General features: G+C 69.1%; 11 protein-coding genes. 4 read left to right on the top strand and 7 right to left on the bottom strand.

Features of this window, described 5'->3' with window-relative positions:
• The first annotated feature begins 220 nt into the window (after positions 1-220).
• The 3 genes from AB5I40_RS43895 (at position 221) to pntB (ending at position 4,245) form a co-directional block, all read left to right on the top strand.
• Entirely contained in the window at positions 221-853 is a 633-nt protein-coding gene (locus AB5I40_RS43895) for a TetR/AcrR family transcriptional regulator (protein WP_370936089.1), read from the top strand.
• A gap of 427 nt (positions 854-1,280) precedes the next feature.
• The gene (locus AB5I40_RS43900) at positions 1,281-2,807 is read left to right on the top strand and encodes a Re/Si-specific NAD(P)(+) transhydrogenase subunit alpha (RefSeq protein WP_370936090.1); all 1,527 of its coding nucleotides are present in this window, start codon (positions 1,281-1,283) and stop codon (positions 2,805-2,807) included.
• Positions 2,808-2,826: 19 nt separating this feature from the next.
• On the top strand, positions 2,827-4,245 hold the full coding sequence (gene pntB, locus AB5I40_RS43905) for a Re/Si-specific NAD(P)(+) transhydrogenase subunit beta (protein ID WP_370936091.1): 1,419 nt from the start codon (positions 2,827-2,829) through the stop codon (positions 4,243-4,245).
• 51 nt (positions 4,246-4,296) lie between these two features.
• Here the strand turns inward: pntB and AB5I40_RS43910 are convergent, their stop codons facing one another.
• The 7 genes from AB5I40_RS43910 to AB5I40_RS43940 all read right to left on the bottom strand — a co-directional run bounded on the left by AB5I40_RS43910 (position 4,297) and on the right by AB5I40_RS43940 (position 12,151).
• Positions 4,297-5,352, bottom strand: a complete 1,056-nt coding sequence (locus AB5I40_RS43910) for an ABC transporter substrate-binding protein (RefSeq protein ID WP_370936092.1) — start codon at positions 5,350-5,352, stop codon at positions 4,297-4,299.
• A gap of 95 nt (positions 5,353-5,447) precedes the next feature.
• On the bottom strand, positions 5,448-6,605 hold the full coding sequence (locus tag AB5I40_RS43915) for an NAD(P)/FAD-dependent oxidoreductase (RefSeq protein WP_370936093.1): 1,158 nt from the start codon (positions 6,603-6,605) through the stop codon (positions 5,448-5,450).
• A 4-nt stretch (positions 6,606-6,609) separates the two neighbouring features.
• Positions 6,610-6,804, bottom strand: coding sequence for a ferredoxin (locus AB5I40_RS43920; RefSeq protein ID WP_370936094.1), 195 nt, complete (start codon positions 6,802-6,804; stop codon positions 6,610-6,612).
• Between the two features lie 34 nt (positions 6,805-6,838).
• On the bottom strand, positions 6,839-7,060 hold the full coding sequence (locus AB5I40_RS43925) for a biotin/lipoyl-binding carrier protein (protein ID WP_370936095.1): 222 nt from the start codon (positions 7,058-7,060) through the stop codon (positions 6,839-6,841).
• Between the two features lie 4 nt (positions 7,061-7,064).
• Entirely contained in the window at positions 7,065-8,438 is a 1,374-nt protein-coding gene (locus tag AB5I40_RS43930; protein ID WP_370936096.1) for an acetyl/propionyl/methylcrotonyl-CoA carboxylase subunit alpha, read from the bottom strand.
• 9 nt (positions 8,439-8,447) lie between these two features.
• The gene (locus AB5I40_RS43935; RefSeq protein WP_370936097.1) at positions 8,448-9,977 is read right to left on the bottom strand and encodes an acyl-CoA carboxylase subunit beta; all 1,530 of its coding nucleotides are present in this window, start codon (positions 9,975-9,977) and stop codon (positions 8,448-8,450) included.
• Complete coding sequence (locus AB5I40_RS43940) at positions 9,974-12,151, bottom strand: acetate--CoA ligase family protein (protein WP_370936098.1); 2,178 nt, start codon at positions 12,149-12,151, stop codon at positions 9,974-9,976. The genes AB5I40_RS43935 and AB5I40_RS43940 overlap by 4 nt, the downstream gene beginning before the upstream one ends.
• A 251-nt stretch (positions 12,152-12,402) precedes the next feature.
• On the opposite strand from AB5I40_RS43940, the gene AB5I40_RS43945 reads away from it, so the two are divergent.
• Positions 12,403-13,647 (top strand): cytochrome P450, encoded by a 1,245-nt coding sequence (locus AB5I40_RS43945; RefSeq protein WP_370936099.1) that lies wholly within the window; start codon positions 12,403-12,405, stop codon positions 13,645-13,647.
• Positions 13,648-13,660: the final 13 nt, after the last annotated feature.

Raw genomic sequence — 13,660 nt, forward strand, 5'->3', positions numbered from 1 at the left:
GCGTGCGCGGTGAGCCACCCGGCGGATCCGAGTCCGCGCGAGGAATCCGGCCCTCCTCGGCGCAGGGAAGCCGTAACTCAACCGGACGCGGCAGCAACGCGAGACAGCCGCAATCCGCCGACGAGCCGTCCCATCCCTCGGGAACCGCGCCAATCCCGGCATCAGCCCTGCTCACCGGCCTATTATGAGCAAAAGCTCACCCCCGGAGGAGGCCGCGGAGATGCCCGGAAAGCGCCTGCAACCGCGCAAGGAGCCGCGGCAGGTGCGCGGCGAGTTGACCCGCAAGCGGATCCTCGCCGCAGCCGCGCGGGTTTTCACTGAGATGGGCTACGCCGCGGGCACCACGAACCGCATCGCGGAGCGGGCGCGGGTGTCGATCGGGGCGCTGTATCAGTACTACCCGAACAAAGATGCCATCCTCGTCGCGTTGGCATCTCAGCATCTCGACGCCGGCGCGGAAACCCTGCGCCGCCACCGGGAAACCGCCGGACCGCCGGACTCGCTCGACGGTGCGCTCCGCGAACTCGTGCGCGTCGCGATCCGGAATCACCTCGACGATCCGCAGCTGTTGCGCGTGCTGGCCGAACAAGCCCCGCGCTCGGCGGAGTTGCTGGAGCAGGTCGCGCGGTACGAGGAGGAGCGGGTCGCGTACGTGCGCGGTCTGCTCGGGCCGGAAGTGTCCAATGTGGACATGGCGGCGCGGATCATCGTGCACACGGTGGAACTGCTCGTGCACAAGATGATCGCCGGGCCGGAGCCGCTCGATCTCCCCGTGTTCGAGGACGAGCTGGTGGCCATGCTGACCCGGTACGCGGCAGTCGGCTCCGAGCGGAGCAGCGGGTTGCGCCGTTGAGTCGCCGAGCCGGAAACGGCGGTTGTCAAGTGGCGGACATCACTGTGGACGTCGTGATCGATCAGGCGATCGATTCCGCGATCCCGGCCGGGGCGCGGCGGCGGGCGGCGAAGGCGGGAACCGGCGTGGCGGGCGGCGCGCGGTTCAAGCGGGTAGTCGGCGGTTTCCGGCTCGGCCGTGCCCGGAGGTTCCCGCGGCGCGGGGGAGCGGCTCAGCCGGCGGGTGTTGCGATAGGCCAGGGCTATGACTGTGATCTCGTCGCACTTGCCGTCGAAAAAGGGCCTCCGGTTGGCTGCCGGAGGCTGGACGGCATGGGAGTATCCAGCGCATCTGTACCTGAAGCGGGCGAAGTCGGACCAGGTGGCGACCCAAAACGCCGTCAGGCCCGGCCGGCGGATCTTCCGCGAACGAGCGGGAAGGAGACAGCATGCTGATCGGGGTGCTCAAGGAGGCACAACCGGGGGAGACGCGCGTCGCGGCGACTCCGGAGACGGTGGGCAAGCTGCGCGGGCTGGGTTATGACGTGACGGTGGAGCCGGGCGCGGGGCTGGCGTCGGGGTTCTTCGACGAGGCGTATGCGGACGCGGGCGCGACGTCCGGGTCGATCGCGGAGGCGGACGTCGTGTTCGGGGTGAACGCGCCGTCCTCGGAGCAGCTGGACGCGGTGAAGTCGGGGGCGACGGTGGTGAGCCTGCTGGCCCCGGCGTTGAAGCCGGAGCTGGTGGAGGACCTGGCGAAGCGGCCGATCACGGCGTTGGCAATGGACGCGGTGCCGCGGATCAGCCGGGCGCAGTCGCTGGACGTGCTGTCGTCGATGGCGAACATCGCTGGTTACCGCGCGGTGGTGGAGGCGGCGCACACGTTCGGGCGGTTCTTCACCGGACAGGTGACCGCGGCGGGGAAGGTGAACCCGGCGAAGGTCCTGGTCGTAGGCGCCGGTGTCGCCGGGCTGGCGGCGATCGGCGCGGCAGGCAGCCTCGGGGCGATCGTGCGGGCGACGGACCCGCGCCCGGAGGTCGCGGACCAGGTGAAGAGCCTCGGCGGGGAGTATCTGTCCATCGAGGACCCGAACGCTGAAGTCTCCGCGACGGGTTACGCCAAGGAAATGGGCGACGACTACAAGGCCCGCGAGAAGGAACTCTACGCAGCGCAGTGCCGCGAGGTAGACATCATCGTCACGACGGCGTTGATCCCGGGCCGTCCGGCGCCGCGGATCATCACCGGCGAGATGGTGGCGTCGATGAAGGCCGGTTCGGTCATTGTGGACATGGCCGCGGCGAACGGCGGGAACGTCGAGGGTTCGGTCGCCGGGGAAAGCGTCGTCACGGACAACGGGGTGACGATCCTCGGCTACACGGATCTGGCGGGCCGGCTTCCGGCGCAGGCGTCGCAGCTCTACGGAACCAACCTGGTCAACCTGATGAAGCTGATGACGCCGGAGAAGGACGGCCAACTGGTCGTGGACTTCGAGGACGTGGTGGTCCGGTCGATCACGGTGGTGAAGAACGGCGAGCTGACGTGGCCGCCACCGCCGGTGCAAGTCTCGGCTGCTCCGCAGAAACCCGCGGCGGCGCCGGAGAAGAAGGAAGAGCCGAAGAAGGAGCCGATGTCCTCGGGCCGACGGCTCGGGCTCGTTTTGGGCGTGGCGGCGGTGTTCCTGCTGCTGGCGGCGCTGGCCCCGGCGGCGTTGCTGCCGCATCTGACGGTGTTCGCGCTGGCGATCGTGATCGGGTATTACGTGATCGGGCACGTGCATCACGCGCTGCACACGCCGTTGATGTCGGTGACGAACGCGATTTCCGGGATCATCGTCGTGGGCGCTCTGCTGAATCTGGTCAGCGGAAACACGGTGGTCGTCGTGCTGGCGGCGGTGGCGACATTGCTGGCGACGATCAACATTTTCGGCGGCTTCGCGGTAACGCGCCGGATGCTCGCCATGTTCTCCCGCAGCTGACCCGAGAGGCCTTCTTCAGATGACTGTGCACACTGCGAGCCAGGCCGCCTACATCGTGGCCGGGCTGTTGTTCATTCTCGCGCTGGCCGGGCTTTCCCGGCACGAAACCGCGCGAGTCGGAAACTATTTCGGCATCGCCGGGATGATCGTCGCGCTGATCGCGACCATCGCCCAAGCGGTGTCCGGGGAAATCACCGGCACTTCCATCGCGTTGATGATCATCGCGATGGTGATCGGCGCCGGAATCGGGCTGCGCCGGGCGGCAGTGGTCGAGATGACCGGGATGCCCGAGCTGATCGCCCTGCTGCATTCGTTCGTCGGTCTCGCCGCCGTTCTGGTGGGCTGGAACGGGTATCTCCAGGTGGAATGCGACCCTTCCGGCGCCGAATCGCGGCATCTGGAAGCGTTGGGGACGTTGGGGATTCACCACGCCGAGGTGTTCATCGGCGTGTTCATCGGGGCGGTGACGTTCACCGGGTCGATCGTGGCGAACCTGAAGCTGTCGGCGAAGATGAAGTCCGCGCCGTTGATGCTGCCGGGCAAGAACTTCCTGAACCTCGGTGCGCTGGTGTTGTTCGTGGCGTTCACCGCCTGGTTCGTCGTCAGCCCGGCGTTGTGGCTGCTGATCGTCGTCACCGTGCTCGCGCTCGCGCTGGGGTGGCATCTGGTCGCCTCGATCGGCGGCGGCGACATGCCCGTGGTCGTGTCCATGCTGAACAGCTACAGCGGTTGGGCTGCGGCGGCGTCGGGCTTCCTGCTGGAGAACGACCTGCTGATCATCACCGGCGCGCTGGTCGGTTCCTCCGGTGCGTATCTGTCCTACATCATGTGCAAGGCGATGAACCGGTCGTTCATCTCCGTGATCGCGGGCGGCTTCGGCATCGAAGCCGGACCGAGCGGGGACAAGGATTACGGCGAGCACCGGGAAATCACCGCGGAAGGCGCGGCGGAATTGCTCACCGGTGCGTCCCGGGTGATCATCACGCCGGGCTACGGGATGGCGGTCGCGCAAGCCCAGTACGGGGTCGCGGAACTGACGCGGAAACTGCGTGACAAGGGCATCGAGGTCCGCTTCGGCATCCACCCCGTCGCCGGACGCCTGCCCGGACACATGAACGTCCTCCTCGCCGAAGCCAAGGTCCCGTACGACATCGTGCTGGAACTGGACGAGATCAACGACGACTTCGCTGACACCGACGTGGTGCTGGTCATCGGCGCGAACGACACCGTCAACCCGGCCGCGGCCGAGGACCCGGGCAGCCCGATCGCGGGCATGCCGGTCCTCACCGTGTGGGAAGCCGAGAACGTGATCGTTTTCAAGCGTTCCATGGCTTCCGGCTACGCGGGTGTGCAGAACCCGCTGTTCTTCCGGGAGAACTCGGCGATGCTCTTCGGCGACGCCAAGGACCGGGTCAGCGACATCCTCTCCGCACTGTGACGAAAGGGCGCCTTGAGGGAATTGCCTCAAGGCGCCCTTTCGCGTACGGAGTCAGGCCCGGGCGAAGTCCGCGACCACCGTCTCGTAGGCGACCTGCCCGGCGGACACCGCACCGGTCTGGACCGCGACCTTGATCATCAGGTCGATCGCCTCCTTCGTCACCTTCCACTGCGGCTGCAGCTTCGGCACGACGACCTCGGCGAAGTGCTGGATGTACTGCTTCGAGACGGCCAGGCCCTTCCCGTCGAAGCTGTCGGTGTTGAGCAGGTCCGCGGCCTGGTCCCGGTTGGCCAGGATCCAGTCCTTGGCCGCCCATTGCGCCGCCAGCCAGGCTTTGCAGGCGTCCGCGTGGGATTTCGCGTAATCCTCGCGGGCGATGAGCACGTCGACCTGCTGTTTGCTCAACAGGTCCGGCACTCCGGCCGCGGCGAAGTCGATCAGGACCCGGCCGCCGGTCTGCTCGGCCATCAGCCGCGCGGTGGCGAAGGTGATGCCGACGTACGCGTCGATCTTGCCCGCGTTCATCTGCGCGATCGCGGGCGTGGTCTGGCCGACGGCGAGCGGGGTGACGTCGCCGTCGGACAGGCCGCCTTGGCGCAGCGCGAGCCGCAGCTGCTTGTCCGCGCCCGCGCCGATCGCGGTGACGCCGATCGTTTTGCCTTTCAGCGCGGCCATTTTGTCCGCGAAGCTCGCCGAGGCGGACGGCCAGGAACCCTTCCCGACGACGATCGAGTACGTCGTTTCCGGGATGCGCATCCCGATGATCACCGGCCGCTCGCCCGGCCGCGAGTTGGCGAACGTCGCCATCGTGAGCAGCGTGTCCTGCATCTGCCCGTCGATCTGCCCGGCCGTCTGCAACTGCATGCCCTGCACGCCGCTGGACGGGTGCAGGAACTTCGGGACCTGGAGGTTGTACTTGCCGAACTGCTTCTGGTCGAGGTTGACCGCGTCGATGAAGTAGTTGTCGCCGGGAGCGGTGGCGACGCGGAACGGAGTCGGCCGGGCGACCGCGCCCTTGGCGTCGCCGGTGGTGGCCGACGAGGGGCCGTCGCCGCAGGCGGCGAGCAGACCGCCGGCGCCGGCGGCGAGCAGGGAAGCCCCGGCCATTCGGAGCACGGTGCGACGGCTGGCGGGAGCCGATTCTGGGAAACGCATGGCGGGGGTTTTCCTTTCTCTGGCAACGCGGGGCTGCGACGGACGGGTCAGAGGGCGGCTAGTTCGCGCCGCATGGCCAGGTGTTCGCGGGGCATCCCGACCGTCACGCCGCCGACGAACCGGTCGCCGAGGAAGGACCGGACAGCGAAGGCCGCATCGGACGGGCCCGCGAGGAATTCGGTGCGGTCGTGTTCGGCGCGGGGTGCGCCGGCCATCTGCACCTTCACCCCGGCTTGGTCGGTCCAGAACCAGGGCACCGGGCGGTACGGGGCGTCGCGGCCGGTGATCTGCTTGGCCACGTGCAGCGCCGAGTCCATGGCGTGCTGGACGGACGTGAGCCGCACCGGGCGGCCGTCCAAGGGGAACCGGACGCAGTCGCCGATGGCGCTGATGTGCGGGTCCGAGGTGCGCAGCCGGGGGTCGGCGACGATGCCGTCGTCCGCTTTCAGCCCGGCGCGTGCGGCCAAATCGGTGCACGGGGCCGAACCGATGCCGACGACTACGACGTCCGCGGCGAGCTCAGATCCGTCATCCGTGGTCACGGAGGCGAGCCGGTCGCCTTCGATCGTGAACGCGACCACGGAGCGGCCGAGCCGGAACTGGACGCCGCGGGCGCGGTGCCGGTCCAGCAGGAAGTCGCTGACCTGCGTCGGGACCGCGTGCGCGAGGATCGACGGCAGTTGCTCCACGATGGTGACCGCGCACCCCAGTTCGACGGCGGCACTCGCGATCTCCAAGCCGATGAAACCGCCGCCTGCCAGCAGCATCGACCGGCCTTCGCGCAGTTGTTCGCCCAACGCTGCCGAGGAGTCCCGGTCGTGCAGATGGAAGACGTTGCGCAGGTGCGCCAGGTCGGTGATCCGGCGCGGCCGGGAGCCGGTGGCCAGCACGAGATGGTCGTAAGGCACAGTTTCGCCGGAGCGCAGGCTGAGTGTCTGGTTCGGACAGTCCACAGTGAGCACCGGATCGCCGAGGACGAGTCGGGTGTCCAGAGCGGAATAATGCGCGGCGTCGTGGAAATCGATGTGCGCCGGATCCGGGTCCCGGAGGAACGCTTTCGACAGCGGCGGCCGTTGGTATGGCAGCGACGACTCGGCGCTGACGAGGGTCAGGTCGCCGTCGTAGCCGAGGCGGCGCAGGGAGGCGGCGGTGTGCACGCCGCCCTGCCCGGCTCCGGCGATCACGACGCGGCGGATCGGGGGCACGGTCTCAGCGCCCGACGATCTCGATGGCCGCGGTGGGGCAGGAGAACACTGCCTCCTCGACGTCCCCGGCCGCGTCGTCGGCGGCCTCGTCGGCCAGCAGGACCACGATGCCGTCGTCGTCCTGGTCGAAGTAGTCCGGCGCGGCCAGGACACACTGTCCGGAGCCGCAGCATTTGCCCGCGTCCACGGTGAGCTTCATTGCCCGCCCTTTCCCTGCGATGGTGGGGTTTTCCTTACGGTTCTTCGATGTCCACGAGCGGATCGCCCGCCTGCACCGTCGCCCCCTCCGCGACGTGCACGGCGGTCACCGATCCGGCGTATTCGGCCAGTACCGGGATTTCCATTTTCATCGATTCGAGCACCACCACCGTGGTGTCGGGCTCGACCGCGTCGCCCGCGGCGACCAGGACTTTCCAGACGCTGGCGCCCATGTCGGCGTTGATGGTTTCGGGCACAGTGCTACCTCCGTGTCGACGCCGCGGGACGGCTGGTGACGGCCGCGACGATGCCGGTGTCGTATCCGCCGCCGGTGAATTCCGGCCGGTCCACCAGGTCGCGCAGAAACGGCAGATTGGTGCGCAGCGGCCCGACGGCGAATCCGTCGAGTGCTTCCCGCGCGCGTTCGAGCGCGGCCTCGCGGTTCTCGCCGAAGACGCAGATCTTGGCGATCAGCGAGTCGAAATGCGGGGTGACCGCGAGTCCGGCCCGGTAGCCGGAATCGACGCGGATGCCGTCGCCGTGCGGTTCTTCCCAGTCTTCGATGGGGCCGGGGCTCGGGAAGAACCGGACCGGATCCTCGGCGCAGAGCCGGAATTCGATCGCGTGCCCGTGCTGGCGCGGCGCGAACCCGGGCGTGACGGTTCCGGTCGCGGCAATGCTCAGCTGCTGCTCGACCAGGTCGATGCCGTGGATCAGCTCGGTCACCGGGTGCTCGACCTGGATCCGGGTGTTCATCTCCAGGAAGACGAACTCCTGCGTCCTAGCGTCCACTAAGAACTCGACCGTGCCCGCGTTGCGGTAGCCGACCGCGCTGGCCGCGTTGACCGCCGCGTCGTGTAGCCGTTGCCGCACAGCGGGATCGAGGCCGATCGCGGGTGCTTCCTCGACCAGTTTCTGGTTGCGGCGCTGCACCGAACAGTCGCGCTCGCCGAGGGTGAGGACCGTGCCGTCGGCGAGCCCGAGCACCTGGACCTCGATGTGCCGAGCTGATTCGACGAACCGTTCGAGGAACACCCGGTCGGAGCCGAAGCTGCGGGCCGCGATCGCTTGCGTGCGCTCGAATTCCTTGCGCACGGCATCGGCGTCGCGGGCGATGGTCATGCCGATGCCGCCTCCGCCGCCGGAAGCCTTGACCATGACCGGGTAGCCGATCCGTTCGGCCTCGCGGACCGCTTCGTCCACATCGGACAACGCCGCCCCAGCGCCGCCGCTGACTGGAACTCCGGCCGCCGCGACCCGATTGCGTGCTTCGACCTTGTCGCCCATGGCGGTGATGGCGTCCGGGGAGGGGCCGACCCAAATCAGTCCGGCCGCTTCGACAGCGCGGGCGAAGTCGGCGTTCTCGGCGAGGAAACCGTAACCGGGGTGGACCGCGTCGGCACCGGTTTCCGTTGCCACGCGGACGATCTGCTCTATGTCGAGGTAAGCCGCGACGGGCGGTTCGCCGGTGATTTCCCGGGCGAAATCGGCTTCGGCGACCCCGGGGAGCCCGGCGTCGACCTGATGGTGGACGGCGACAGTTTCCACGCCGAGCCGCCGCGCGGTGGCGATGATCCGGCGGGCGATTTCGCCGCGGTTGGCGACGAGAAGCCGCCGGGGGAAGGGCTGGTTCATCCGATCCGCCTAGTAGCTCGTGGGCCAGGTGCTGAGGAGGTGTTCTCCGACGCCGCCGGTGCGGGTCAGCGCGTTGTCTTCGAGCGCGCCGAGGATGAACTCGCGGGTGTCGGCCGGATCGATGACGTCCTGCACGCCGTACACGCGGGCGACGTCGTACCCGGTCGAGTCCTTGGCCATTTCGGCCAGTCGGCGTTCGTAGAGTTCCGGATCGGTCGCCTGGTCGATCCCGTGCACCACGCCGACCGCCGAGCGCGGGTCCATGAAGCTGACTTCGGCGGTCCACCACGCGGCCATCGCGTCGGTCGTCCACGCGCCGCCCATGTTCACGTAGCCCTGGCCGTAGTTCTTGCGCAGCATCACCGTCACCTTCGGCACGGTCGTCAGCGACAAGGCGTTCATCCAGTTGATGACCTTGCCGACGATGCCGCTCCGTTCCCCGTCCAGTCCGATGAGGAAGCCGGGCTGGTCGACCAGGAACACCAGCGGGATGTTGTAGGAATCGCACAGCACGATGAAGCTCGTCGCCTTGGCGCACGCCGCCGCGTCGATCGCGCCGCCCTTGAACATCGGGTTGTTCGCGATGATCCCGACCGAGTGGCCGTTGATCCGGCACAGCGAGGTGACCAGCGACTTCCCGTAGCGTTCCTTGATCGGGAACACGCTGCCGAGGTCCGCGACGACCTCGATGACCTTGCGCACGTCGTAGACCTTCGTGCGCTCCGGCGGGACGATCGAGTGCAGTTGCGCGCCTCGTCCGGCCGAGCCCGCGGGCACCGGCGCGACCGGCGGCGCTTCGCCGTTGTGCGCGGGCAGGTAGCTCAGGAACCGGCGGAGCAGGTCGATCGCTTCCTCGTCGGTGTCGGCGACCGCGTCGGCGAACCCGGTGATCTCCGAATGGAGTTTCCAGCCGCCGAGGTCCTGGCCGTCGACCTGCTGTCCGGTCGCGCGGCTCACGAGCTGCGGGCTCGACACCGCCATGACCGCGCCCTTGCGCAGCACCGCGAAGTCCGAACTCACCGTGTGCCACGCGGCCGAGCCGAACGAGTACCCGAAGGCGGCCGACACCCACGGATTGGTGCGACGGCGGAGAAACCGCGTGCGGTCGTTGGCGTTGCCGAGGCCAGTGCCGCCCATGACGTCGGGCATCCGCACGCCGGTGGATTCGGCGAGGTAGACCAGCGGGATCCCGGTGCGGGCGGTGAGATCCTTGAGGTGGCCCATTTTCTTGTTGCTGACCGCGCCGGACGACGCGCCCTTCACAGTGAAGTCGTAAGCGATGACTCCGGCGCGGCGGCCGTCGACGCGACCGGTGCCGGTGACCTTGCCGTCGGCGGGGGTCGCGTGCTGGTCGGCATCCACATTGGACGTGGCGAAGAGTCCCGTTTCGCGGAAGGAGTTCTCGTCGAAGAGCCGGGCGACGCGTTCGCGCGCGTTCAGTTCGCCGCGTTCGGCCCGGGCGGCGAGTTTGCGTTCCCCGCCCATGCCGAGGGCGTGCGCGCGCCGTTCTTTGTGGCGGAGTTCGTGGTCGATGGTCATGGCTGGCCTTTCGTTCGGACGGCGGCGCGGCGTTGCTGGAAGTCGAGCAGCGAGCGGGCGACTCGTCCGGCTTCCTCGACGGTGCCGAATACGGGCAGGCCGAGCCGGTGCGCTTGGCGGGTGTAGGCGGCGATCGCGTCGGCCATGTCCGCGCGGCCGTCGCCCTTGAGGACGAGGAATTGCTGCGTGCCAGCACCGGCGCGGGCGTGCGCGTCGGCGATGCCGCGGATGATCGTGCCGGTGACGTCGCCGTGGGTGTCCGCGAGATTCCGCTGGATGATGCCGACGTTCAGGTGCGTGATGAGGACCGCGGGCGGGGCCGATTCCAGGACGAGGGACAGCAGGTCTCCGGCGATCGTTCCGCCGCCGACCGCGAGCGTGCCCGCCGGGGTGTCGATCGGGTTGGCCAGTCCGTTGCCGGGCGGGAGTCCGAGAGCTTCGATCTGCGCGACGGTGCGGTCCGGCAACGGCGGGACCGTGAATCCATAGTGCGCCAACGCATCCGTCGCGAGCACGCTCGCGCCGCCTCCGTTGCCGAACAGGACCGCGTCGCGCGTGGCGGGCGGCGGTCCGTCCAGCCGGGCGGTGTCGAAAGCCAGCAGTACGTCGAGGAATTCTTCCAGGGAGTCGGTCAGCGCGATCCCGGCTTGACGGCACAACGCGGGCCACAGCCGGTGATTCCCGGTGAGTGCGCCGGTGTGGCTGGTCGCCGCGCGCGAGCCCGCCGCGGTGCGGCCGCCGGCGAGCAGCACGATCGGCTTGCTGATTCCGCGCCCGGCCAGCAGATCCAGGACTTCCCGGCCTGCCGCGAGCGATTCCAGGTACAGTCCGACGACCTCGACGTCCGGTTCGGCCAGCAGGTGCTCGACCAGTTCCGCGGCGTCCACATCGGACGAATTGCCGATGCTGGTGACGCTGTGGAACGCGAGGTCGCGCGCGGCACCGAGGCGGAGGATGTCGACGCTCAGTCCGCCGCTCTGCGACACCACCGCGATCCCGCCCGGGGACAGCGGCGGTTCCGGGATGAAGCTGACCCGCGCGGCGGAACTGTGCATGCCGAGGCAGTTCGGGCCGAGCAGCCGGGTGCCCTGGGCGGACATCCGGGCGACGAGGTCGCGTTCTAGTTCGACGCCTTCGGAGACCTCGCCGAAACCGCTGCTGACGACCTGGGCGAACGCGAGCGTCCCGGGTTCGGCGGCCAGTGCGTCGGGGACGATCTTCGCGGGGAGGGCGACGAAGGCGTAGTCGACGGGCTGGCCGGTTTCCCGCAGCGACGCGTAGGCGGGCAGGCCCTCGATCTCGGTGGCGGAGGGGTGGATCGGCAGGACAGTGCCGTCGAAGCCGGAACGCCGGAGGCCGGTCAGGTACCGGTTGGCGAGCTTCGAGCCGGTCGCGCTCGCGCCCAGCACGGCGATCGTGCGTGGCCGGAACAGGCGTCCGAAGTCGGTGCGGGCGGGGCGAGCTTCAACGGCGGACGTTTCGTCCATTTCGGACAGGATCAGCCGGGCATCGACGGCGACGGCCTGGTCGGCGGTGACGATGACCGGGTTCAGATCGACCTCGACGACCTCCGGCGGCAGCGAGCCGAGCAAGCCGTTGACCCGCAGAACCAGGTCCACCAGCGCGTCGAGGTCGGCGGCGGTTCCGCCACGTGCACCGCGAAGCAGCGCCGCGCCCTTCAGCTCGGACAGCATCGCCTGGACGTCCGCGGCGGTCAGCGGGGCGATGCCGAAGGCGACGTCGGCGAACACCTCGACGAAGATGCCGCCGAGGCCGAGCATCACCACCCAGCCGACGCCGGGCGTCCGTACCGCGCCCACGATCACCTCATGTCCAGCAGCGGCCTTTTCCTCGACCAGGAACCGGTCGATCCGGTGGCCGTGCGCGGCGAGCGCGGCGGTCATCGCGGCGGCTTCGGCGGGCAGGTCGGCGCGGGAGAGTCCGATTCGGACACCGCCCGCGTCGGACTTGTGCACCAGCGTCGGCGACACCGCTTTGAGGACCAGGTCTCCGTCAAGGCCCTCCGCGGCGATCAGCGGATCGGCGTGGGCGTTGCCGCGCGGCACGGTGATTCCGGCACCGCGCAGCAGATCCTTGGCTTCGGGCTCAGGGACGACCGGGGCGCCGGCGGCGGCCAGCCCGGCGATCGCGGTCCGGGTCGCGTTCTCGGTCAAGCGTCTTCCCTTCGTCGGTGCCCGGCGGCCGGGTCGGAAGCACGGCTCGTGGTGCGGCGAGTGTGGCCGGTCACGACGGGTCCCGGGAATGCCGCGAACCGTGGACCGGTGATGGCGGATCGCTATCGCGCCTGCCCGGGTGCGATAGCCGGTCCCGATCGGTGCGCCAGCGCGCGACGCCTTCCGCGGGCGCGATCGCGCGGCGATGATGGCCGGAAGCCGCGCCTGCCCCTCAGCCGCAAGGAGATCCCGTGGAAGAGCGCACCACCGCCGCATCGCAGGAGGGCTGCCCGCACCTGCGGGAGCTGTCGCTGGACCCGGCCCCGGAGCGGCCGCTGGACGATCCGCCGTACTTCGGCGACCTGCGGTCGGGCTGCCCGATCAGCGAGGTCGACCTCGGCGGCGGGAAGACGTCGTGGCTCGCGACGAGGTTCGACGACGTGAAGGCGATCCTCTCCGACACCCGGTTCAGCGCGAACCCGCACACGCCGGGCTTCCCGGTGCGCGGCCTGCCCGGCTCGGACCATCCGCTGGTGGCCGACAGCATGATCCGCCAGGACCCGCCGCTGCACACGACGCTGCGCCGGTGCGTGGTCAAGTACTTCACGCCGCGCGCGGTCGAGAGCTACCGGCCGCAAGTCGAGGAGATCGTGGACCGCCACCTCGACGCGCTCTCCGCCGGCTCCGGCCAGGCGGATCTGGTGTCGCAGTTCGCGCTGGCCATCCCGACCACGGTGATCACGCAGATGCTGGGCATCCCGATCGAGGACGCGCCGCGGTTCTTCGACCTGACCGAGCGGCAGACGACGCTGTCGCTGTCGCAGGAGGAGATGTACCGGACGGTCGAGGAATTCCGCGCGCTCGGGCTGGAATACGCGGCACTGAAGGAGGCGAACCCGGCCGACGACCTGCTCAGCCACATCATCCGCGAGCAGTACGAAGCGGGCGGGATCACCCGCGACCAGCTCGCCGCGCTGATCACGATCCTGATCATCGGCGGCCACGACACGACCGCCGGGATGATCGGCCTGTCGATCTACACGCTGCTCCGCCGCCCGGACCAGCTCGCGCTGCTGCGGTCCGGCGAACGCTCGTGGGACGTCGCGATCGAGGAACTGCTGCGCGTGCACTCGGTGGCCAGGATGGGCCCGCGCCGCGCGGCGACCGAGGACATCACGATCGGCTCGCACACCTTCCGCAAGGGCGAGGGCGTGGTCGCGTCGATTTGGTCGGCGAACCACGACGAGAGCAAATACGCGCGCACGACGTGGGAGGACTTCGAAATCCCGGTCGAGCGGCCGCAACATCTGGCGTTCAGTTTCGGGCCGCACCAGTGCGTCGGGCAGAACCTGGCGAGGATGGAACTGCGGGTCGTGCTGCCGCGGATCTTCGCGCGGTTCCCGGCGATGAAGCTGATGGATCCGGAGGTGACGCACCTGTCCTATCGGGACGATCGGGCGTTTTTCAGCTTGAAGGAATTGAACGTGACGTTGTGAGCGCGGGAAAGCC

The sequence above is a fragment of the Amycolatopsis sp. cg13 genome (genome assembly GCF_041346965.1).
Classification (GTDB): Bacteria; Actinomycetota; Actinomycetes; order Mycobacteriales; family Pseudonocardiaceae; genus Amycolatopsis.